Raw genomic sequence first — 21,223 nt, 5'->3', positions numbered from 1 at the left:
GCCTGCGAGGCTGCGTCCGGCTGCGAAGCAGTCGTGAAATCAGACACCGCGATTTGCAGAGGCACCGTGCATGCAGGTTTGACGACTGCTGCGCAGCCGGACGCAGCCTCGCAGGCTCGGCAGCTGCTACACAATCAGCGCAGGGCTGCGATGGCGTCTACAGACTCACGAATCAGCGCCGGGCCTTTGTAAATGAAGCCGGAGTAAATCTGTACCAGGCTCGCACCTGCCGCGATTTTCTCTGCCGCGTGCTTGCCTTCGGTGATACCGCCCACGGCAATGATCGGCAAGCGACCCGCCAGTTCCGCCGCCAGTACTTTCACGGTGTGAGTGCTCTTGTCGCGAACCGGTGCACCGGACAGACCGCCCGCCTCGTCACCGTGCTCCATGCCTTCGACGCCGACGCGGCTGAGGGTGGTGTTGGTGGCGATCACTGCGTCCATGCCGGTTTCAATCAGCGCTTGTGCGACCTGCGCCGTTTCTTCGTCGCTCATGTCCGGCGCGATCTTGATCGCCAGCGGCACGTGTTTGCCGTGGCGCAAGGCCAGTTCTGCGCGGCGCGTGGCCAGATCAGCGAGCAACTGCTTGAGCGAATCACCGAACTGCAGGCTGCGCAGGCCCGGTGTGTTGGGCGAGCTGACGTTGACCGTCACATAGCTGGCATGGGCATAGACCTTGTCCAGGCAAATCAGGTAATCGTCGACCGCACGTTCAACCGGAGTGTCGAAGTTCTTGCCGATGTTGATACCCAGCACGCCCTTGTATTTGGCGGCGGCGACGCGGGCCAGCAGGTGATCGACGCCCAGGTTGTTGAAGCCCATGCGGTTGATGATCGCCTCGGCTTCGGGCAGGCGGAAAATCCGTGGCTTCGGGTTACCGGGTTGCGGACGCGGGGTGATGGTGCCGATTTCGACAAATCCAAAGCCCAACTGGGCGAAACCGTCGATGGCCGCGCCGTTTTTGTCCAGACCGGCGGCCAAACCGACCGGGTTCGGAAAATCCAGGCCCATGACCGACACCGGCATGTTCGCCGGAGCTTTGCACAGCAAGCCGTTGAGGCCCAAACGCCCACCCGCGCCGATCAGGTCCAGGGACAGATCGTGGGAGGTTTCCGGGGAAAGTTTGAACAACAGCTGACGGGCCAGGGTGTACATGGGCGGGTTTGACTCTGGGCTACGAAAAGTGGCGGTAATTATAGCCGCGCATCGGCGTCGCAGGCGAGGCACGCGACAAAATCAGCCCGCGATGGCATATGCCTTGCACCATCACCGCTATCAGCACTCATGCCAACGACGGGATGGGTCGAAAGACAAAGGCGTCGTCACTGGCCCTTGCTCTGGCAAGCCGCCCGGTACGGCGTTTTTTTTATGGAAGGTGCTTAACGATGATTGAAGTTCCAGCCACCCCCCTGGCCTGGGTCAATGGCAGCGATGCCCCGGAAAAGACCGACATCAATCTCGGCTTCATGGCCCTGAGCGACTGCGCCTCGGTCGTGGTCGCCGCCACCCAGGGGTTCGCCCAGCCCTACGGCCTGACCCTGAACCTCAAGCGTCAGTCGTCCTGGGCCAACCTGCGCGACAAGCTGGTCAGCGGCGAACTCGACGCCGCGCACAGCCTGTACGGCCTGATTTATGCGGTGCACCTGGGCATCGGCGGCGTAGCCTCGACTGACATGGCCGTGCTGATGGGGCTGAACCAGAACGGCCAGAGCATCAATCTCTCCCACGGTTTGCAGGCGCTGGGCGTGACCGGTCCTGAAGCACTCGACCGACACGTGCACCAAACTCGCCCAAAACTCACGTTCGCCCAGACATTTCCCACCGGCACCCACGCCATGTGGCTGTATTACTGGCTGGCGAGCCAGGGTATCCATCCGTTGCAGGATGTCGACAGCGTGGTGGTACCGCCACCGCAAATGGTCGCGCACCTGCAAGCGGGGCGTATCGACGGTTTTTGCGTGGGTGAGCCATGGGCCGCCAGCGCGGTGCAGCAAAACCTGGGGTTCACAATGGCAACCTCCCAGACCATTTGGCCCGACCACCCGGAAAAAGTCCTCGGCTGTACCCGTGCGTTTGTCGAGCACTACCCCAACACCGCGCGGGCCTTGGTGATGGCGATCCTGGAAGCCAGCCGCTTCATCGAGCAAAGCACGGAAAATCGCCGCAGCACTGCACAACTACTTAGTGCACCCGATTACCTCGACGCCCCTCTGGACTGCATCGAGCCACGTCTGCTGGGCGATTACGCCGACGGCCTGGGCAATCGCTGGCAGGACCCGCACGCACTGCGTTTCCACGCCGGTGGCGAGGTCAACGTTCCGTACCTGTCTGACGGCATGTGGTTCATGACCCAGTTCCGGCGCTGGGGTTTATTGCGCGACGACCCGGATTACCTCGGTGTGGCCCGTCAGGTTCAGCAGTTGGACCTGTACCGCGAAGCCGCCAACGCCGTCGGTGTCGCCGCTTCGGATCAAGACATGCGCAGCAGCCAGTTAATCGACGGCAACGTCTGGGACGGTTCCGATCCGGTCGGCTATGCCCGCAGTTTCAAGCTGCACGCGATGAGCGACAGCTCTTACCGATTCGCCCACCGCTGACAGGAGACTGCGAACATGTTGCGTATCCTGCTGATCAACGACACGGCGAAAAAAGTCGGCCGCCTGAAAGCCGCGCTGACTGAAGCCGGATTCGAGGTGATCGACGAATCGGGTTTGACCATCGACCTGCCCGAGCGCGTCGAAACGGTGCGCCCGGACGTGATTCTGATCGATACCGAGTCACCGAGCCGCGATGTGATGGAACAAGTGGTGCTGGTCACCCGCGATCAGCCACGGCCGATCGTCATGTTTACCGATGAACATGACCCCGGCGTGATGCGTCAGGCGATCCAGTCCGGGGTCAGTGCCTACATCGTCGAAGGCATTCACGCACAACGCTTGCAGCCGATTCTCGACGTGGCCATGGCGCGGTTTGAAAGCGACCAGGCACTGCGCGCCCAATTGCATGCCCGCGACCAGCAACTGGCCGAGCGCAAGCGTATCGAGCTGGCCAAGGGCTTGTTGATGAAGATGAAGCATTGCAACGAGGAAGAGGCCTACACCCTGATGCGCCGCCAGGCCATGAGCCGCCAGCAGAAACTGATTCAAGTGGCGGAGCAGATCATTGCCATGAGTGAGTTGCTCCAGTAACCGATCTCCCGAACCTGGCACAGATGATCGTTCCCACGCTCCGCGTGGGAATGCATCCCGTGACGCTCCGCGTCACAGCGTGAAGCGGATGCAGAGCGTCCACGGCGGCGTGACCACGCGGAGCGTGGGAACGATCTCCACCAGGTCTCGGTTGTTGGCACAGATTTGGCTATGTAATCACCACAGGTAACCAACGGCGGTTGCCCCACCTACGACAAAGACGTCGCTCACCTCATTTGCCCCTGGCGAATCGGGTAGCGGCGTTTTTTCGTTTTGGCCCCACAGCCCGGGGCCGGTGGTGCGGCCCAAAGGCGCCCCACCTGCTAGCTCATGACTCCTTCTCGAGACTCTTCACAGCTGAGGTGCGCGATGAATTCAAGCTTCTGGAAATCCGGCCATACCCCGACCCTGTTCGCGGCCTTTCTCTATTTCGACCTGAGTTTCATGGTCTGGTACCTGCTCGGCCCACTGGCAGTGCAGATCGCCGCCGACCTGCACCTGACCACGCAACAGCGCGGGCTGGTGGTGGCCACGCCGATTCTGGCCGGGGCCGTGCTGCGCTTCATCATGGGCATGCTGGCAGATCGGCTGTCGCCCAAAACCGCCGGGCTGATCGGCCAGGTCATTGTCATCTGTGCGCTGTTCGGCGCCTGGAAACTAGGCATTCACAGCTACGAGCAAGCGCTGGTGCTGGGCCTGTTCCTGGGCATGGCCGGTGCGTCCTTCGCCGTCGCCCTGCCGCTGGCGTCGCAATGGTATCCGCCGCAGCATCAAGGCAAAGCCATGGGCATCGCCGGAGCGGGCAACTCCGGCACGGTTCTGGCGGCATTGATCGCCCCGGTACTGGCGGCGGCATTCGGCTGGAGCAACGTGTTCGGCTTCGCCCTGATCCCGCTGATCCTGACCATTATCGTCTTCGCCTGGCTGGCGAAAAACGCACCGGAGCGGCCGAAAGCCAAATCCATGGCCGACTACTTCAAGGCCTTGGGTGACCGCGACAGCTGGTGGTTCATGTTTTTCTACAGCGTGACTTTCGGTGGTTTCATCGGCCTGGCCAGCGCCCTGCCCGGCTACTTCAACGACCAGTACGGCCTGAGCCCGGTGACCGCCGGTTACTACACCGCGGCCTGCGTGTTCGGCGGCAGCCTGATGCGTCCTTTGGGCGGCGCACTGGCCGACCGGTTCGGCGGTATTCGCACGCTGCTCGCGATGTACACCGTGGCCGCCGTCTGCATCGCGGCGGTGGGTTTCAATCTGCCGAGCTCCTACGCGGCGCTGGCACTTTTCGTCTGCACCATGCTCGGTCTGGGTGCAGGTAACGGCGCGGTTTTCCAGTTGGTGCCGCAGCGTTTTCGTCGGGAGATTGGTGTAATGACCGGTTTGATCGGCATGGCCGGCGGCATCGGCGGCTTCGCGTTGGCGGCCGGCATGGGCGCGATCAAGCAAAGCACCGGCAGCTACCAACTGGCGTTGTGGTTGTTCGCCAGCCTCGGTGTTCTGGCCTGGTTCGGCTTGCACGGGGTGAAACGTCGCTGGAGAACCACATGGGGTTCGGCCGCCGTGACGGCGGCTCGGGTCTGACGCCTCAATGAGCCTGCAATTGAGTTTTGCCGAAGCCAGCGCCACGGGGCCGCGCGAGGAAAATCAGGACGCCCTGCGCCTGGTGACGCCCGCCCCGGCATTGGCGGCGAGCAAGGGTTACTTGTTCGCCATTGCCGACGGCGTCAGCCAATGCGCCGACGGCGGCCTCGCCGCTCGCTCGACCTTGCAGGCCCTGGCGCTGGATTATTACGCCACCCCGGAAACCTGGGGTGTCGCCCAGGCATTGGACCGTCTGCTGCTGGCGCAAAATCGCTGGTTGCAGGCCAATGGCGGTGGGCAGCCGCTGCTGACCACCGTCAGCGCCCTGGTCATGCGCGGCAGGCGTTTTACCTTGGCCCATGTCGGCGATTGCCGCGTGTACCGCTGGCACGCGGATCAGTTGCAGCGCGTCAGCGAGGATCACGTCTGGGACCAACCGGGCATGCAACATGTGCTCAAACGGGCGCTGGGCCTCGACCAACATCTGGTGCTGGATTTTCTCGATGGCGAATTGCGCCTCAATGAAAGTTTTGTCCTGCTGAGCGATGGCATCTGGGCCGTGCTGGGCGATACGGCCATTGCCGCTATTTTGCGCGATCAGCCCGATCTGGACAGTGCCGCACAGACCTTGGTCAGCGCGGCGCACCTGGCCGGCAGCCAGGACAACGCCAGCGCCCTGCTGGTGCGTGTCGACGCCCTCGGTGAAACGAGCATCGGCGACGCACTGATTCATTTGCAGCAATGGCCGCTGCCTCCTGCACTGAAACCCGGTCAGTCCTTCGAAGGCTGGCAAGTCGAGGGGATCGTCGGCCAGAGCCAGCAGTCACTGCTCTACCGAGTGCGCGATGGGCAACAGCAACCCTGGCTACTGAAAACCTTGCCCGGTGCGCTGCGCGACGATCACTTGGCCGGGCAGGCACTGCTGTCGGAGGAATGGTTTCTCAAACGCGTGGCCGGACGGCATTTCCCTGAAGTCCATGCCGCCAGTCAGCGTCAGCATTTGTACTACGTGATGCGTGAATATTCCGGATCGACGCTGGCAGAACTGCACGCAGGTGTCGGACCACTGCCACTGGCTCAATGGCAAGACCTGGCCGAACGCCTGCTCCGCGCCGTGGGGCTGCTGCATCGCCGACAAATCCTGCACCGCGACATCAAACCGGATAACCTGCTGCTGGGGGACGACGGTGAGCTACGCCTGCTGGACTTCGGCCTCGCCTACTGCCCGGGCTTGTCCGAGGATCAACCCTCGGCCCTGCCCGGAACACCCAGCTATATCGCACCGGAAGCCTTTCGCGGGGGCATCCCGACGCCGCAACAAGACCTGTATGCCGTCGGCGTGACGTTGTACTGGCTGCTGACCGGGCACTATCCCTACGGCGAAATCGAAGCGTTTCAGCGGCCCCGGTTTGGTGTACCGGTGAGCGCCAGTCGCTACCGGCCGGATGTGCCCGACTGGATCGCGCAGTGTTTGCAACGGGCTGTCGCAGCGGATCCGCTTGTGCGCTTTGAAACGGCGGAAGAATGGTTGCTGGTGCTGGAGCAAGGCGAGCGGCGCAGTTTGAGCGTGCGCCCCAAGCCGTTGCTGGAGCGCGAGCCGTTGAAAGTCTGGCGCACGATGGCGCTGGTGTCGCTGGTGATCAATCTGGCGCTGCTGTTTCTAGTGGTTCATGGCTGACACAGATCCCTTGTAGCCGCGCCAATTGCGGGCGACGTGCATTGAATCGGTGCAAAAACGCTCCTGCCAAAGTCCGAAACCACGACTAAACCCAACAAACCCGTTGACCTGGAGCACTTGGCACAACCACTGCATTACCTTCTTCACCACACATAAAGCCCGGCCTTCAACGTAGAAGGCTGCGCTGCCCGAGAGAACGGGACAAGGACAAAGGCGTCCTCGCTAGGCAACTAGCGGGACGCCTTTTTTTGTTTGCGCAAAATTGTCGAGCAAGACCTGAAAGCCCTGATGAGGCGGGTCTGAACTCCCCGGAGAACCTGATGAAAAAACTAAAACTGGTGATGATCGGCAACGGCATGGCCGGGGTTCGCACCCTGGAAGAACTGCTCAAGCTGAGCAACGAGCTGTACGACATCACGGTCTTCGGCGCCGAACCTCATACCAACTACAACCGCATCCTGCTGTCGCCAGTACTGGCCGGTGAGCAGACGTTCGAAGAGATCGTGCTCAACGACCTCGACTGGTACCTGGAAAACAACATCAAGCTGTTGCTCAACCGCAAAGTCGTGGAGATCGACCGGGTCAAACGCCGCGTCATCGCCGAAGACGGCACCGAAGCCGAATACGATCGCCTGCTGATCGCCACCGGTTCGACCCCATTCATCTTGCCGATCCCCGGCAACACCTTGCAGGGTGTGATCGGCTACCGCGATATCGCCGATACCCAGGCCATGATCAACACCGCCAAGACCCACAAGCACGCTGTTGTGATCGGTGGAGGCCTGCTGGGCCTGGAAGCCGCCAACGGCCTGATGCTGCGCGGCATGCATGTGACCGTGGTACATATCGGCGAGTGGTTGCTGGAACGACAATTGGACAAGACCAGCGGTCAACTGCTGCAAACCGCCCTCGAAGCGCGCGGCCTGCACTTTCGCCTGCGCGAGCAAACCCAGGCGCTGCACGACGGGGGCAATGGCCGGGTCGGGTCGGTTGAATTCAAGAACGGCGACATCATCCCCGCCGACCTGGTGGTGATGGCCGCTGGCATTCGCCCCAACACCGAACTCGCGGAAAAATCCGGCATCCCCTGCAACCGCGGGATTCTGGTCAATGACACGATGCAAACCTACGACCCGCGGGTCTACGCCATCGGTGAATGCGCCAGCCATCGCGGCATCGCCTACGGCCTCGTCGCGCCCCTGTTCGAGCAAGCCAAAGTCTGCGCCAACCACCTCGCCCAATTGGGCTTCGCCCGCTATCAAGGTTCAGTGACGTCGACCAAATTGAAAGTCACCGGCATCGATCTGTTCTCTGCCGGCGACTTCATGGGCGGCGAAGGCACTGAAACCATCACCCTCTCCGACCCGATCGGCGGGATCTACAAAAAACTGGTGATCAAGGATGACGTGCTGGTCGGCGCCTGCCTGTACGGCGACACGGCCGATGGCGGTTGGTATTTCCGGCAGATTCGTGAGAATCACGCCATCGACGAGATCCGCGATCACCTGATGTTCGGTGAAAACGCTCTAGGTGACGTCGGGCATCAAGGTCAGGACAAAGCCATGAGCATGGCCGATACCGCCGAAGTGTGCGGTTGCAACGGCGTGTGCAAAGGCACCATCGTCAAGGCGATTCAGGAGCACGGACTGTTCAGTGTCGACGAGGTGAAAAAACACACCAAGGCTGCAAGTTCATGCGGCTCCTGCGCAGGGCTGGTGGAGCAGATCCTGATCAACACCGTGGGTGGCGCGGCGGACGTCAAACCGAAAAGCGAAAAAGCCATCTGCGGATGCAGCGACCTCAACCACGGCCAAATCCGCCAGGCCATCCGCGAGCAACATTTACTGACCATTGCCGGGACCATCAGCTACTTGAACTGGCGCACACCGAATGGCTGCGCCACGTGCCGCCCGGCCCTCAACTACTACCTGATTTCCACCTGGCCGGGTGAGGCAAAGGACGACCCGCAATCACGCCTGATCAACGAACGCGCCCACGCCAACATTCAAAAAGACGGCACCTATTCGGTTGTCCCGCGGATGTGGGGCGGCGTGACCAACCCTTCGGAACTGCGGCGCATCGCCGACGTCGCCGACAAGTACAACGTACCGATGGTCAAGGTCACCGGTGGCCAGCGCATCGACTTGCTGGGGATCAAGAAACAGGACTTGCCGGGCGTCTGGAAAGACCTCGACATGCCATCCGGTCACGCCTACGGCAAATCCATCCGCACCGTGAAGACCTGCGTTGGCAGCGAGTTCTGCCGCTTCGGCACCCAGAACTCCACCCAATTGGGCATCGAACTGGAGCATGACCTGTTCAACATGTGGTCACCGCACAAAGTGAAACTGGCGGTCTCCGGTTGCCCACGCAACTGCTCGGAAGCGGGCATCAAGGACGTAGGAATCATCGGCGTGGATTCCGGCTGGGAGATGTACATCGGCGGCAATGGCGGGATCAAAACCGAAGTCGCCGAGTTCTTCGTCAAGCTGAAAACCGCTGAAGAAGTTCGTGAATACAACGGCGCGTTCTTGCAGCTCTATCGCGAAGAAGCCTTCTACCTGGAGCGCACCGTGCATTACCTGCAACGGGTCGGCATGGAACACATCAAGAAAGCCGTGCTGGAGGACCCGGTGCGGCGCAAGGCACTCAATGATCGCCTGCAATTCTCGCTGTCGTTCGAGCAAGACCCGTGGAAGGAACGCCTGGCGCAGCCGCAGCTGAAAAAAGAGTTCGACGTCATTCCGTTGAAGAACCTGGAGGTGCTGGCATGAACTGGCTGGATATCTGCGCACTGGAAGACATCAATGCCCTGGGCTCGCGGATCATTGCCGGGCCGAAAGGTGATATCGCGATTTTTCGTACAAGCGACGATGAGGTTTTCGCCCTCGAYGACCGCTGCCCACACAAGGGCGGGCCGCTGTCACAAGGCTTGGTGTACGGCAAACGCGTGGCCTGCCCGCTGCACAACTGGCAAATCGACCTGGAAACCGGCGAAGCCCTGGCCCCTGACATCGGCTGCGCCCACCATCACTCGGCACGGGTCGAGAATGGTCGGGTGCTGCTGGCCCTGCGGGAAGCAAGCTGATGAACCGTCAAATCACCGCTTCTACCTGCTGCTATTGCGGCGTCGGCTGCGGTGTGCTGATCGAACATGACGACGAGCGCATCCTCGGCGTCAGTGGCGATCCGGCCCACCCGGCCAACTTCGGCAAATTGTGCAGCAAGGGATCAACCCTGCATTTGACCGGTGACCTGACTGCGCGAGCGCTCTATCCCGAACTGCGCCTGGGCAAAGGCCTGGCACGCAGCCGCACCGACTGGGACACCGCCCTCGATCATGCCGCCAGCGTTTTCGCCCGGACCATTGCCGAACACGGCCCGGACAGCGTGGCGTTCTACATTTCCGGGCAATTGCTGACCGAGGACTATTACGCCTTCAACAAACTGGCGCGGGCGTTGGTGGGCACCAACAACATCGACAGCAATTCGCGACTGTGCATGTCGTCGGCGGTGGTCGGCTACAAGCGCAGCCTGGGCGCCGATGCGCCACCGTGCAGTTATGAAGACGTGGAGTTGAGCGACTGCGTGATGATCGTCGGCAGTAACATGGCCTACGCCCACCCGGTACTTTTTCGTCGACTGGAAGAAGCCAAATCCCGCCGACCACAGATGAAAGTCATCGTCATCGATCCGCGTCGCACCGACACGTGCGATCTAGCTGACCTGCACTTGGCAATTCTTCCCGGGACCGATGTCGCCCTGTTCCATGGGATTTTGCACCTGCTGCTGTGGGAAGACTGGATCGACCGAGACTTCATCAAGGCCCACACCGACGGTTTGACCGAGCTGAAAAACCTGGTGCGCGATTACACACCGCAAATGGTTTCGCAGCTGTGTGGAATCAGCGTTGAGCAATTGCAGCAATGCGCCGAATGGGTCGGTACGTCACCGAGTTTCCTGTCGTTGTGGTGCATGGGGCTAAACCAGTCCACCGCCGGCAGCGCGAAAAACAGCGCGCTGATCAATTTGCACCTGGCGACCGGGCAAATTGGCCGCCCCGGCGCAGGACCTTTCTCATTGACCGGTCAGCCGAACGCCATGGGCGGGCGGGAAACCGGCAGTCTGTCGAACCTGCTGCCAGGGCATCGCGACGCCGCCAACCCTGAGCATCGTGCCGATGTAGCGGCTTACTGGGGCGTCGATCAACTGCCTGAGAACCCTGGGCTGACGGCCATCGAGTTGTTTGACCAGGTCGGCCGCGGAAAAATAAAAGCACTGTGGATCGCTTGCACCAACCCCGCACAATCACTGCCTGATCAGACGGCTGTGCGTGCGGCACTTGAAACCTGCCCGTTCGTGGTGCTGCAAGAAGCCTTTCGTACCACTGAAACCGCCGGGTTTGCCGACCTGTTGTTGCCCGCTGCGAGCTGGGGTGAAAAGGAAGGCACCGTCACCAATTCGGAACGGCGTATTTCCCACGTCCGCCGGGCAATCGTCGCACCTGGTTCCGCGCGCCCGGACTGGGCGATCACGGTGGATTTCGCGCAGCGGCTGGAAAAACATTTACGCCCCGAATCCCCAAGTTTGTTTGCCTTTGAAACACCGGCGCAGGTGTTCGACGAATACAAATTACTGACCCGCGGCCGTGATCTGGACTTGTCCGGGGTCAGCCATGCGCTGATCGACCAGCTCGGCCCGCAGCAATGGCCATTTCCGACCGGCGCCCGCCAAGGTACCGCCCGCCTCTATCTCGACGGTATCTTCCCGACTGCCAGCGGCCGCGCGCAATTCGTCGCCGACCCGTATCGCGCCGCCAAGGAACAACGGGATGCGCGTTTCCCACTGACGCTGATCACCGGTCGCCTGCGCGATCAATGGCACGGCATGAGCCGTACCGGCACTGCGGCGCAGCTGTTCGGTCATGTCAGCGAAGCGGTGTTGAGCCTGCACCCGGACGAGTTGCGCAGGCATCGCCTGCAACCAGGTGACTTGATCAGCCTGAAAAGCCGTCGCGGCGCCGTGATCGTGCCAGTCTCCAGCGATGACAGCGTGCGCCCGGGGCAGGCGTTTTTGCCGATGCATTTTGGTGACCGCTTCCTCAAGGGAGGTGTAAACACCCTCACCCTTGCGGCCTTCGATCCACTGTCGAAACAACCGGAACTCAAGCACAGCGGTGTGCGCCTTGAGCCCGTGCATTTGCCATGGCACCTGTTTGCGCTGATCGAGGGAGACATCCCACAGCATTTTGAGAGCCTACGCACCCTCTGCGAGGCGTTTTCCTACGCCAGCCTCAGCCTTGCCGGCCGTGAGCGCCCCGCGCTGCTGATACGCGCTGCCAGCGCCTTCGCGCCAGCCCCGAAACTGCTGCGTGACATTGATGAGTGCCTCGGGCTCCTCGATGGACCGGTTTTGGCATACGACGATCCACGGCGCTCCATCGGCAAGCGAGTGCGGATCGAGAACGGGCGCATCACCGCTATTCGCCTGGCGGGTGAAACTCTCGCCCAACACTGGTTGCAAAGCCTGTGGCTCGAAGGTCGCGCCGATGAGCAACTGCGGCGCTGGCTGCTCGCGCCCCTGAGCGCACCACCGGGGCAGATCGATGCCGCCTCGATCGGCAACAAAACCCTGTGCAACTGCAAAAACGTCAGCCAAAACGCAGTCTGCGCCGGTATCCGCCGTGGCCTGGACTTGCAAGGTTTGAAACAGGAATTGGGTTGCGGCACGCAATGCGGTTCGTGCGTCCCGGAAATCAAGCGGTTGCTGGCTGCTACTGCGCAGCCGGTCGCCGTCATCTCGTGAGGAAAACACTATGAGCGCAAAAGTCTGGCTGGTGGGTGCGGGTCCCGGCGACCCTSAATTACTGACGCTCAAGGCTGTGCGGGCACTGAGAGAAGCGGATGTGGTGCTGATCGACGATCTGGTCAACGAAGCGGTGCTGGAGCATTGCCCCGATGCGCGGATTATCCCGGTGGGTAAACGTGGCGGCTGCCGCTCAACCCCTCAAGCGTTCATTCACCGCCTGATGCTGCGTTATGCCCGACAGGGCAAATGCGTGGTACGGCTCAAGGGTGGTGATCCGTGCATCTTCGGTCGAGGTGGCGAAGAGGCGCAGTGGTTGCGCGAACGCGGGGTCGATACCGAATTGGTCAATGGCATCACCGCCGGGCTGGCAGGCGCGACGCAATGCGATATTCCGTTGACCTTGAGGGGCGTTGCCCGAGGAGTGACGTTGGTCACCGCCCACACCCAGGATGGCAGCAGCCTGAACTGGCAGGCACTGGCCCAAGGTGGCACGACGCTGGTGGTTTACATGGGGGTGGCGAAGCTCAGCGAGATACGCGAGCAATTGTTGGCCGGCGCGATGGCGGCAGATACGCCGGTGGCGATGATCGAAAACGCATCGCTGCCGCATCAACGGGAATGCCGCAGCACCCTGTCAGCCATGGAAGTAGATGCCGGCGCCTTTGAGTTGAAAAGCCCGGCCATTCTGGTGATCGGCGCAGTAGCGGCCAGTGCAACTCAATCCCTGTGGGGGTGTGAGTCACTGCGAAGACAAGTAAATCAATCTGAGTAGTTCTGACTTGCCTCACCAAATCGCAGACAAAGAAAAGCCCGGCCTAAGCCGGGCTTTTCTCAGAGCTTAAGGCTAATTACTTGCCTTTAGCTTCAACCTGCGCTTCTACGCGACGGTTTACAGCGCGACCTTCTGCAGTTTTGTTGTCAGCAACTGGGCGGGATTCGCCGTAGCCAACAGACTGAACGCGGGAGGATTCAACACCGTACTGGTTGGTCAGAACTTGTTTAACGGCGTTTGCACGACGCTCAGACAGTTTCTGGTTGTAAGCGTCAGGACCGACGTTGTCGGTGTGACCTTCAACAGTAGTGGTAGTCGATGGGTACTGCTTCATGAAATCAGCCAGGTTCTTGATGTCGCCGTAGCTGTTTGGCTTGACTACCGACTTGTCGAAGTCGAATTTCACGTCCAGCTCAACACGAACAACTTCAGCAACTGCCGGGCAGCCATCAGCGTCAACAGTTACGTTGGCTGGGGTGTCTGGGCACTTGTCAACGTTGTCGCACACGCCATCGTTGTCGCTGTCGGAGCAGACTTCTGGAGCTGGAGCTGCAGCGACTGGCTTGTTGCCGCCACCGAAGTTAACACCCAGACCTACGGAAGGAATGTAATCCCACTTGCCGTTGTCCAGTTTGTAGTCAGCTTCTACGCCAGCACGTGCGTAAACGTTTTCTACGAAGTAGTACTTAACGCCAGCGCCAGCAGTCAGGAAAGTCGACTGGTCACGGCCGCTGTGGCCGTCAGCTTGAACGTTGCTCATGCTGCCGTGCTTAACACCACCTTGAACGTAAGGACGCAGAGCGTCGCCGGCGTTGTTGAAGTGGTACTGAGCGTTCAGACCGAAGCTGTCGCCTTCGATTTTCTGCTTGCCAGTGTTGTTGTTCGAACGGGTGTAGTCTTCAGCGTTGTAGGTGAAGTTCAACGATACGTCGTCGGTCAAGAAGTAACCGATGGAGGCGCCAGGAGTGTAGCCGTCTTCAACGTTCTTAACGCTGTCGTTGTACTTCTTCCCGTAGTTGAGCTCGCCTTCAACTGCGCCTTGGCCTTGTGCCAGAGCGCCGAAAGAAGTAGCGGCAATAAGAGTACCAATGGCCAAGCCCAAGGTGTTTTTCAGTTTCATCCGTTAAATCCCCATCTGGTGATTGTAAAGCAGTCCCTCAAACCGGGGGACAACTCGGCGGCAAGTCTATCAGAACTTGCCTACACGTAAGAGATATTTGCGCTGAACTAAGTTTCAGCAATGCCTGCAAATTTCTCACGCAATTTATCTAGAGCACGTTTATACCGCATTTTTGTCGCACTCAATCCCATATGCATGATATCCGCGATCTCTTGAAATTCCAGCTCTGCGACAAATCGTAGCACCAGAATTTCACGGTCAATCGGATTTACATACACCAGCCAGCGATCAAGTCCACCCTTATCCTCAGGTTTCGGCGTCTTCTCTTCAGACGCTTCCTCGAGGGGGTCCAGACTCAAAGCGTCCATCAAGCGACGCTTTCGCCGTTCCTTCCGATACTGTGTGATGCATTCGTTGTACGTGATGCTATATAGCCATGTCTTGAACTTCGATTTACCCTCAAAGTTCTTCAGGCCATACAGCACCTTCAACATGACCTCCTGACAGACATCATCTGCGTCGCGATCGTTCCCAAGGTATCGGGCACAGACGTTAAATAATGTTCGCTGGTAACGCCGCATCAGTTCTTCATAGGCGCGCGTTACGTGAAACAGCTCGGTGTGCGAGCGCGCGACCAACTCCTCATCAGAGAGCTCGCGGGGGTCGTAGCGCGTGGAGAGCGATTGAGCTTTATTCAAAACAAGTCGGGCCGACAGTCAGGTCAATGTCCGCCGCAGCCCCTCAGGGCATTTTGCGGCGGCGTACATTAGCAGGGTTTGCCGGGTTAGCGGCTACTCACATGCTGCTCCAGGAGAATCCGATTTGAGAGAGAGACTAGCTCACCCTCATCGGTCAGCAATGTGGTTTTAACCGTGCCGATCTCTTCGATCTGGCCTTCGACCTCGCCAACACGCACTTGTTGCCCAACCTGATACAACTCACGCACATAGATTCCCGCAAGAATCTGACCGGCAATTTCCCGGCTTCCCAAACCCATGGCCAACGCTACCGCCAGACCAACGGTAATCAATACGATAACGATCACATGGTTGAGCAGGTCAGTCTTGACCTCCAACTGGCTGATCGCTACCGAGATACTGATGATGATCACCAGGCCCTGAGCAATACGTCCCAACCCGGAAGCATAGTCCAGACCTACGCCTTCTGCTGCGCCGCGCACCAATCCATTGGCCAGTTGTGCCAGCAAGACACCCACCAACAGGACCAGCGCCGCACCGAACACCTTCGGCAAATAGAGCGCAAGCATATCCAGCGTAGCTGAAACTCGTTCAAGTCCAAGGGATTCCGCTGCAGAAACCAGAAAAATAAGCAGAACGAACCAATAGACAATCTTGCCGATCAAGGTAGAGATCGGTACTTGAAGACCGGCCCGGGACAGTAATTTAGTCAGACCGGTACCGCCCATCAGGCGATCAAGACCCAGTTTGGCCAGCAGCTTGGACAGCAAAGTGTCCAAAAGTTTCGCCACGACAAAACCCAACAGCAGCACGACCAGTGCGCCGAACAGGTTCGGAATGAAGTTCGCAACCTTGGTCCATAACGCAGTCATTGCAGTGACGAGGCTCTGAGTCCAGAGATCAAGTTCCATATTCAATCAGCCTTATCAGCAGTGCGAACGGTAGGTTTACGGTGACGGGATACCGGCGAGATGTGGGCCGAGCCGTTATTGAGGGCGATCATCAGCGCGGGCAACCAGCGGCCCAGCAGGCTGAACAGATCACCGGCGCCGACCTGGCGGTTGGCGGTTTTCAGTACACGCCCAAGGCACGCATCGTCGTCCCGGGTGGACGGTGATGCATTGAGCATGTCGCGCAAAGACTGTTCAAACGGATCGTGCATACGCACCTCTCGTGATGTCTGTGAAAGACGCGGTCAAATTTGCCCGGGTCACATGCCGCATGCTCAGACCCAGCGCAAACGTCGAAATAACCACCACTGCCCGACCGCCACCGAAACCATCATCAGGCACGCAATCAGGAAGCCATACGGACTGGCCGAGAACGGAATCCCACCCACATTGATCCCCAGAAGACCGGTCAAAAAACTCATCGGCAAAAAGATCCCGGTGATGATCCCGAAGCGGTACATCGTGCGATTCATCCGCACGCTCAAGCGTCTGTCTTCAGCCTCGAGAACCAGGCCCACCCGCTCGCGGGTCAATTCCAGCTCTTCCAGATACCGGGTCAGGCTGTTGTTCAATTCGTTCCAGTAATCCGCATCGTCGTCGACGAACCAGGGCAATTTGATCCGTGTCAGCTGACCGAATATATCTCGCTGCGGCGCCAGGAATCGTTTCAGCGCTGCGGCCCTGCGACGGATCTGCAAAATGGCTCCGTGCTCGGGAGTATACCGTTCGTCGGCATCCAGTTTTTCCTCTTCGTCATCGACCACTTCCGAGAGGCAACTGACCAGATCCTGCACTTTGTTGGTGAGGTACTGCGCCATATAGAGAACGAGTTCGGAGGCCGTTTTTGGCCCTTTGCCTTCGGCGAGCTGCACCAGCAATTCATCGGTTGCGCGCAATGGGCGCAATCGCAAGGAAATAACACGCTGGGCCGATGCAAAAATCCGCACCGAGACCATGTCTTCCGGTTCAGCGCCGGGGTTCAGGTTGACCCCGCGCAGAAACAGCAACAGTTCGGCATCCGGCAACGGCAACAGGCGCGGCCGGGTGTTTTCTTCGAGCAGAAGGTCACAGCTGAATTCACTCAAACCACTGGATTTACGCAGCCAGGTCTGAGTTTGCGGGTGACTGCGATCCCAGTGCAGCCACAGACTTTCATAAGCCTGAAGCTGCAAGTCATCGAGTTCAGTCCGGGCTATCGAACGCGCACCGCCTTTACCGTCCAGCACCAGGGCATGCACCAGGCCCCATTGCGCGTTTTCTTCCTCGAACATCCTCACTCCTTTGTTGGCAACGCTTTATTCAGGCATTTTCAGCGGGCTTGGCGAGATAATCACGCCATTGTTGTCCGCATAGATGTAATGGCCTGGATGGAACGTCACGCCCGCAAAGGTCACCGCAACATTGAGATCGCCAATACCGCGCTTGTCGGTTTTCATCGGGTGACTGGCCAGGGCCTGCACGCCCAGATCGGTCTGTGCAATGACGTCGACATCACGAATGCAACCGTAGATCACCAGCCCTTCCCAACCGTTTTTCGCAGCTTTCTCGGCCAGCATGTCGCCCAGCAATGCACGACGCAGTGAACCGCCACCGTCGACGACCAATACTTTGCCATTACCCTTGAGTTCGACCTGCTCTTTGACCAGCGAGTTGTCTTCGAAGCACTTGATGGTCACGATTTCGCCGCCGAAAGAATCACGGCCACCGAAATTGCTGAACATCGGTTCCAGCACCTGCACCAGCTCCGGATAGGCGTCGCACAGGTCAGGCGTGAGGTAATGGTTCATCGAGAAACTCCTGTAAAAAAGAAGACAGTCGAGTTGGCCGCGCTGAATGAAACGTTAATTCAGTCACTGAAAATGACCAGAACAGCACAATGCGTCATATCTTAGCCTCAAGCCGACCAGAGCGAAATGCCCTTGTTAGAGCATCGGGCTCAAATGGCCGCGGCCAGATCCGGCTTGTCGCCCAACAATGGCGTCAGTTGATCGCCCAACCAACGGGCCACCAACGGCCAGACCTCTGCCTGAGCCGCTTTGCTGACGAGCATTTCCACGTGACCGAAATTGTCGCCAAAGCCATGCTCACGCCCAAGGTTCATGAACTGCTTGTGTTCGCTACCAATCTGCTCGAACAGTTTGTGGCATGCCCACGTCGGGTCCTGATGATCGCCAACCGCGCTCACCGCTAACACCGGCACCTGAACGTTGGCCAATCCGGCCCACCAGTCCTTGTCGACATCGCCAAAGCGCCCGAACAAACCGTACCAACGCATGCTTTCCAGGGCCAGGCCAATCGGCTCGTCTTCCGGGCCACGTTTGAGCCGTGAGCCCGACAGCTGCGCAAAGCGCTTGAGAATGAAGCGTCCACCCCACTCCACCGGCGGTATTTTCAACGGCCAGTAGGTGCGGCTGACTTGCGTGCCGAAAAACGCCGCAGACGCCACCACAGGCTCACCGATGTACTCACCGCCCAATGCCGCCGCCAGGGTAATCCCGCCCAGCGAGTGACCGATCCAATGCGGGACCTGGCCACTTTGCTCGCGCACAAAAGCACCGATGGCCGGCAGGTCGTAACGAGCGTAGTCGGCGACGCGGTTCTTGCGGTAGTTCTGATTGCGCTGGGACAGGCCATGGCCGCGCATTTCCGGAATCCATACATCAAACCCCAGACGCGTCAGATAAGCGCCCAACCCCAAGCCTTTCGGGGAAAACCAGAAGCGTCGATTGGAAAAGCTGCCGTGCAACAGAATCACCGGCACGCCACGCACCGCCGCTTCATCGGCCATGCCCAGTCGCGTGACGGCCAATTCAACGGTGCCATCAGGGCTGTTGCCCGGCTTCAAACGGTAAACGTCTTCGCTCAGATCGCCGCGCCGTTCGGCGCTGATCAGGGCGACAGGAAATAGGTTGCTGCTGCTTTGCATAATGCTCTTGCACAAAAAAGGGCGGCATCCAGAGGAGCCCGCCCTACTCAAATCTTAAAGCCCCGGCCACTTGACCGGGGCTTCATTCACATCAAGCCTGCGCCTGACCCTCAGCCAGGAAGAACCAGGTTTCCAGTACGGAATCGGGGTTCAACGAAACGCTTTCAATGCCCTGTTCCATCAGCCACTTGGCCAGGTCCGGGTGGTCCGAAGGACCCTGACCGCAAATGCCGATGTACTTGCCGGCCTTGTTGCACGCGGCGATGGCGTTGGCCAGCAGCTTCTTGACCGCCGGATTACGCTCATCGAACAGGTGCGCGATGATCCCGGAGTCACGATCCAGGCCCAGCGTGAGCTGAGTCAGGTCGTTGGAGCCGATCGAGAAGCCGTCGAAGAATTCGAGGAATTCTTCAGCGAGGATCGCGTTGGACGGCAGTTCGCACATCATGATGATGCGCAGACCGTTTTCGCCGCGAGCCAGACCGTTTTCGGCCAGCAGATCGATCACTTGGCTGGCTTCGCCCAGGGTACGGACGAACGGCACCATGATTTCGACGTTGGTCAGACCCATCTCGTTGCGCACGCGTTTGAGCGCGCGGCACTCGAGTTCGAAGCAGTCACGGAACGATTCGCTGATGTAACGCGAGGCGCCACGGAAGCCCAGCATCGGGTTTTCTTCTTCCGGCTCGTAGAGCTTGCCGCCGATCAGGTTCGCGTATTCGTTGGACTTGAAGTCCGACAGACGCACGATGACCTTTTTCGGCGTGAACGCTGCAGCCAGGGTGCTGATGCCTTCCACCAGTTTGTCGACGTAGAAGTCGACCGGGTCGTTGTAACCGGCGATGCGCTTGTCGACGCTGTCCTTGATGTCCTGCGGCAGGCCGTCGTAGTTCAACAACGCTTTCGGGTGAACACCGATCATGCGGTTGATGATGAACTCCAGACGGGCCAGGCCCACACCGGCGTTCGGCAGCTGCGCGAAGTCGAAGGCGCGGTCGGGGTTGCCGACGTTCATCATGATTTTGAACGGCAGGTCCGGCATCGCGTCGACGGAGTTCTTCTTGATGTCGAAGCCCAGTTCGCCTTCGAAGATGTAACCGGTGTCGCCTTCAGCGCAGGAAACGGTCACGCCCTGGCCGTCTTTCAACAGCTGGGTGGCGTTGCCGCAACCGACCACGGCCGGGATGCCCAGCTCGCGAGCGATGATCGCCGCGTGGCAGGTACGACCGCCACGGTTGGTGACGATGGCGCTGGCGCGCTTCATGACCGGTTCCCAGTCCGGGTCGGTCATGTCGGAAACCAGCACGTCGCCCGGCTGGACTTTGTCCATCTCGGACACGTCCTTGATGATGCGTACCTTGCCGGCGCCAATGCGCTGGCCAATGGCGCGACCTTCAACCAGCACGGTGCCGGTTTCTTTCAGCAGGTAACGCTCCATGACGTTAGCCTGGGTACGGCTCTTCACGGTTTCAGGGCGAGCCTGAACGATGTAGAGCTTGCCGTCGTCGCCGTCTTTGGCCCATTCGATGTCCATCGGGCACTGGTAGTGCTTCTCGATGATCATCGCTTGCTTGGCCAGCTCGCTGACTTCGGCGTCGCTCAGGCAGAAACGTGCGCGATCAGCCTTGTCGACGTCGATGGTCTTGACCGATTTACCGGCCGTGGCGACTTCGCCGTAGATCATCTTGATGGCTTTGCTGCCCAGGTTGCGGCGCAGGATGGCTGGGCGACCAGCGGCCAGCGTGCCTTTGTGGACGTAGAACTCATCCGGGTTCACAGCGCCTTGTACGACGGTTTCACCCAGGCCGTAGGCGCCGGTGATGAACACCACGTCACGGAAACCCGATTCGGTATCGAGGGTGAACATCACACCGGCAGTGCCGGTTTCGGAGCGGACCATGCGCTGAACGCCGGCCGACAGGGCCACCAGCTTGTGGTCGAAGCCCTGGTGCACGCGATAGGAAATCGCACGGTCGTTGAACAGGGAAGCGAACACCTCTTTGGCGGCGCGGATAACGTTTTCCACACCACGGATGTTCAGGAAGGTTTCTTGCTGACCGGCGAAGGAAGCGTCCGGCAAGTCTTCGGCGGTAGCGGAAGAGCGCACGGCCACGGCCATGTCAGGGTTGCCGGCCGACAGCGTGGCGAACGCGGTGCGGATCTCGGCGTTGAGCTTCTCGGGGAATTCGGCTTCCATGATCCATTGACGGATCTGGGCGCCAGTGCGGGCCAGGGCGTTGACATCGTCGACATCCAGGGCATCGAGGGCGGCGTGGATCTGATCGTTCAAGCCGCTCAGTTCCAGAAAATCACGATAAGCCTGAGCTGTCGTGGCGAATCCACCGGGCACCGAAACACCGGCACCTGCCAGGTTACTGATCATCTCGCCCAGGGATGCGTTCTTGCCCCCCACATGCTCAACATCGTGTTTGCCGAGCTTATCGAGGGAAACTACGTACTCTACCAAGGTGATCTCTCCACTAACTGTGTTGGAAAAGCTCAG

At 59.7% G+C, this 21,223-nt stretch carries 17 protein-coding genes; 8 read left to right on the top strand and 9 right to left on the bottom strand.

The features are described 5' to 3' along the window. Positions 1 to 134: 134 nt before the first annotated feature. Positions 135 to 1,154, bottom strand: a complete 1,020-nt coding sequence (locus AC1D2P_RS17435) for a quinone-dependent dihydroorotate dehydrogenase (protein ID WP_046027042.1) — start codon at positions 1,152 to 1,154, stop codon at positions 135 to 137. A 230-nt stretch (positions 1,155 to 1,384) separates the two neighbouring features. Between AC1D2P_RS17435 and AC1D2P_RS17430 the strand changes: the two genes are divergently transcribed. The 8 genes from AC1D2P_RS17430 to cobA all read left to right on the top strand — a co-directional run bounded on the left by AC1D2P_RS17430 (position 1,385) and on the right by cobA (position 13,026). Next, on the top strand, positions 1,385 to 2,596 hold the full coding sequence (locus AC1D2P_RS17430) for a CmpA/NrtA family ABC transporter substrate-binding protein (protein ID WP_223522468.1): 1,212 nt from the start codon (positions 1,385 to 1,387) through the stop codon (positions 2,594 to 2,596). Between the two features lie 15 nt (positions 2,597 to 2,611). Beyond that, entirely contained in the window at positions 2,612 to 3,187 is a 576-nt protein-coding gene (locus tag AC1D2P_RS17425; protein WP_046027044.1) for an ANTAR domain-containing response regulator, read from the top strand. Between the two features lie 369 nt (positions 3,188 to 3,556). Then, positions 3,557 to 4,768, top strand: coding sequence for a nitrate/nitrite transporter (locus AC1D2P_RS17420; RefSeq protein WP_046027045.1), 1,212 nt, complete (start codon positions 3,557 to 3,559; stop codon positions 4,766 to 4,768). Between the two features lie 7 nt (positions 4,769 to 4,775). After that, complete coding sequence (locus AC1D2P_RS17415) at positions 4,776 to 6,446, top strand: bifunctional protein-serine/threonine kinase/phosphatase (RefSeq protein WP_223522469.1); 1,671 nt, start codon at positions 4,776 to 4,778, stop codon at positions 6,444 to 6,446. Between the two features lie 320 nt (positions 6,447 to 6,766). After that, positions 6,767 to 9,220 (top strand): nitrite reductase large subunit NirB, encoded by a 2,454-nt coding sequence (nirB, locus tag AC1D2P_RS17410; RefSeq protein WP_046027047.1) that lies wholly within the window; start codon positions 6,767 to 6,769, stop codon positions 9,218 to 9,220. Beyond that, positions 9,217 to 9,534 carry a nitrite reductase small subunit NirD gene (nirD, locus tag AC1D2P_RS17405; protein WP_046027048.1) on the top strand — a complete coding sequence of 106 codons (318 nt, stop codon included), beginning with the start codon at positions 9,217 to 9,219 and terminating at the stop codon, positions 9,532 to 9,534. Before nirB ends, nirD begins: the two co-directional genes overlap by 4 nt. Next, positions 9,534 to 12,251: a nitrate reductase gene (locus AC1D2P_RS17400; RefSeq protein WP_477757642.1), complete on the top strand. Its 2,718-nt coding sequence runs from the start codon at positions 9,534 to 9,536 to the stop codon at positions 12,249 to 12,251. The genes nirD and AC1D2P_RS17400 overlap by 1 nt, the downstream gene beginning before the upstream one ends. A gap of 10 nt (positions 12,252 to 12,261) precedes the next feature. Further along, positions 12,262 to 13,026, top strand: a complete 765-nt coding sequence (gene cobA / locus AC1D2P_RS17395; protein ID WP_477811526.1) for a uroporphyrinogen-III C-methyltransferase — start codon at positions 12,262 to 12,264, stop codon at positions 13,024 to 13,026. A 76-nt stretch (positions 13,027 to 13,102) separates the two neighbouring features. On the opposite strand, the gene AC1D2P_RS17390 is transcribed toward cobA, so the two are convergent. From AC1D2P_RS17390 to ppsA, 8 genes are all read right to left on the bottom strand, one after another. Continuing rightward, entirely contained in the window at positions 13,103 to 14,146 is a 1,044-nt protein-coding gene (locus AC1D2P_RS17390; protein WP_109785972.1) for an OmpA family protein, read from the bottom strand. A gap of 107 nt (positions 14,147 to 14,253) precedes the next feature. Next, positions 14,254 to 14,844, bottom strand: a complete 591-nt coding sequence (gene sigX / locus AC1D2P_RS17385; RefSeq protein WP_010456518.1) for an RNA polymerase sigma factor SigX — start codon at positions 14,842 to 14,844, stop codon at positions 14,254 to 14,256. An 86-nt stretch (positions 14,845 to 14,930) separates the two neighbouring features. Then, on the bottom strand, positions 14,931 to 15,755 hold the full coding sequence (locus tag AC1D2P_RS17380) for a mechanosensitive ion channel family protein (RefSeq protein WP_008048604.1): 825 nt from the start codon (positions 15,753 to 15,755) through the stop codon (positions 14,931 to 14,933). Between the two features lie 2 nt (positions 15,756 to 15,757). After that, on the bottom strand, positions 15,758 to 16,006 hold the full coding sequence (locus AC1D2P_RS17375) for a hypothetical protein (RefSeq protein WP_046027052.1): 249 nt from the start codon (positions 16,004 to 16,006) through the stop codon (positions 15,758 to 15,760). A gap of 63 nt (positions 16,007 to 16,069) precedes the next feature. Continuing rightward, positions 16,070 to 17,065, bottom strand: coding sequence for a zinc transporter ZntB (locus tag AC1D2P_RS17370; RefSeq protein WP_046027053.1), 996 nt, complete (start codon positions 17,063 to 17,065; stop codon positions 16,070 to 16,072). A gap of 24 nt (positions 17,066 to 17,089) precedes the next feature. Then, positions 17,090 to 17,581 carry a ribonuclease E activity regulator RraA gene (gene rraA, locus AC1D2P_RS17365; protein ID WP_046027054.1) on the bottom strand — a complete coding sequence of 164 codons (492 nt, stop codon included), beginning with the start codon at positions 17,579 to 17,581 and terminating at the stop codon, positions 17,090 to 17,092. Positions 17,582 to 17,730: 149 nt separating this feature from the next. Further along, complete coding sequence (locus tag AC1D2P_RS17360; protein WP_223522474.1) at positions 17,731 to 18,720, bottom strand: alpha/beta fold hydrolase; 990 nt, start codon at positions 18,718 to 18,720, stop codon at positions 17,731 to 17,733. A 91-nt stretch (positions 18,721 to 18,811) separates the two neighbouring features. Continuing rightward, a complete protein-coding gene (ppsA, locus tag AC1D2P_RS17355; RefSeq protein WP_046027056.1) occupies positions 18,812 to 21,187 on the bottom strand; it encodes a phosphoenolpyruvate synthase in 2,376 nt (791 codons plus the stop codon). Positions 21,188 to 21,223 lie beyond the last annotated feature (36 nt).

This window comes from Pseudomonas sp. P1_F1_2 (assembly GCF_056405815.1).
The sequence above is the reverse complement of the archived record's forward strand: the minus strand, read 5'-3'. Positions and strand labels throughout refer to the sequence as shown.

Excerpts from the sequence above, each read along its gene's own strand:
- AC1D2P_RS17380 (WP_008048604.1), bottom strand. The coding sequence starts at position 15,755 with ATGGAACTTGATCTCTGGACTCAGAGCCTCGTCACTGCAATGACTGCG.
- AC1D2P_RS17390 (WP_109785972.1), bottom strand. The coding sequence starts at position 14,146 with ATGAAACTGAAAAACACCTTGGGCTTGGCCATTGGTACTCTTATTGCC.
- AC1D2P_RS17420 (WP_046027045.1), top strand. The coding sequence starts at position 3,557 with ATGAATTCAAGCTTCTGGAAATCCGGCCATACCCCGACCCTGTTCGCG.
- nirB (WP_046027047.1), top strand. The coding sequence starts at position 6,767 with ATGAAAAAACTAAAACTGGTGATGATCGGCAACGGCATGGCCGGGGTT.
- AC1D2P_RS17425 (WP_046027044.1), top strand. The coding sequence starts at position 2,612 with ATGTTGCGTATCCTGCTGATCAACGACACGGCGAAAAAAGTCGGCCGC.
- AC1D2P_RS17375 (WP_046027052.1), bottom strand. The coding sequence starts at position 16,006 with ATGCACGATCCGTTTGAACAGTCTTTGCGCGACATGCTCAATGCATCA.
- AC1D2P_RS17435 (WP_046027042.1), bottom strand. The coding sequence starts at position 1,154 with ATGTACACCCTGGCCCGTCAGCTGTTGTTCAAACTTTCCCCGGAAACC.
- AC1D2P_RS17430 (WP_223522468.1), top strand. The coding sequence starts at position 1,385 with ATGATTGAAGTTCCAGCCACCCCCCTGGCCTGGGTCAATGGCAGCGAT.
- AC1D2P_RS17370 (WP_046027053.1), bottom strand. The coding sequence starts at position 17,065 with ATGTTCGAGGAAGAAAACGCGCAATGGGGCCTGGTGCATGCCCTGGTG.
- rraA (WP_046027054.1), bottom strand. The coding sequence starts at position 17,581 with ATGAACCATTACCTCACGCCTGACCTGTGCGACGCCTATCCGGAGCTG.
- AC1D2P_RS17400 (WP_477757642.1), top strand. The coding sequence starts at position 9,534 with ATGAACCGTCAAATCACCGCTTCTACCTGCTGCTATTGCGGCGTCGGC.
- AC1D2P_RS17415 (WP_223522469.1), top strand. The coding sequence starts at position 4,776 with ATGAGCCTGCAATTGAGTTTTGCCGAAGCCAGCGCCACGGGGCCGCGC.
- AC1D2P_RS17360 (WP_223522474.1), bottom strand. The coding sequence starts at position 18,720 with ATGCAAAGCAGCAGCAACCTATTTCCTGTCGCCCTGATCAGCGCCGAA.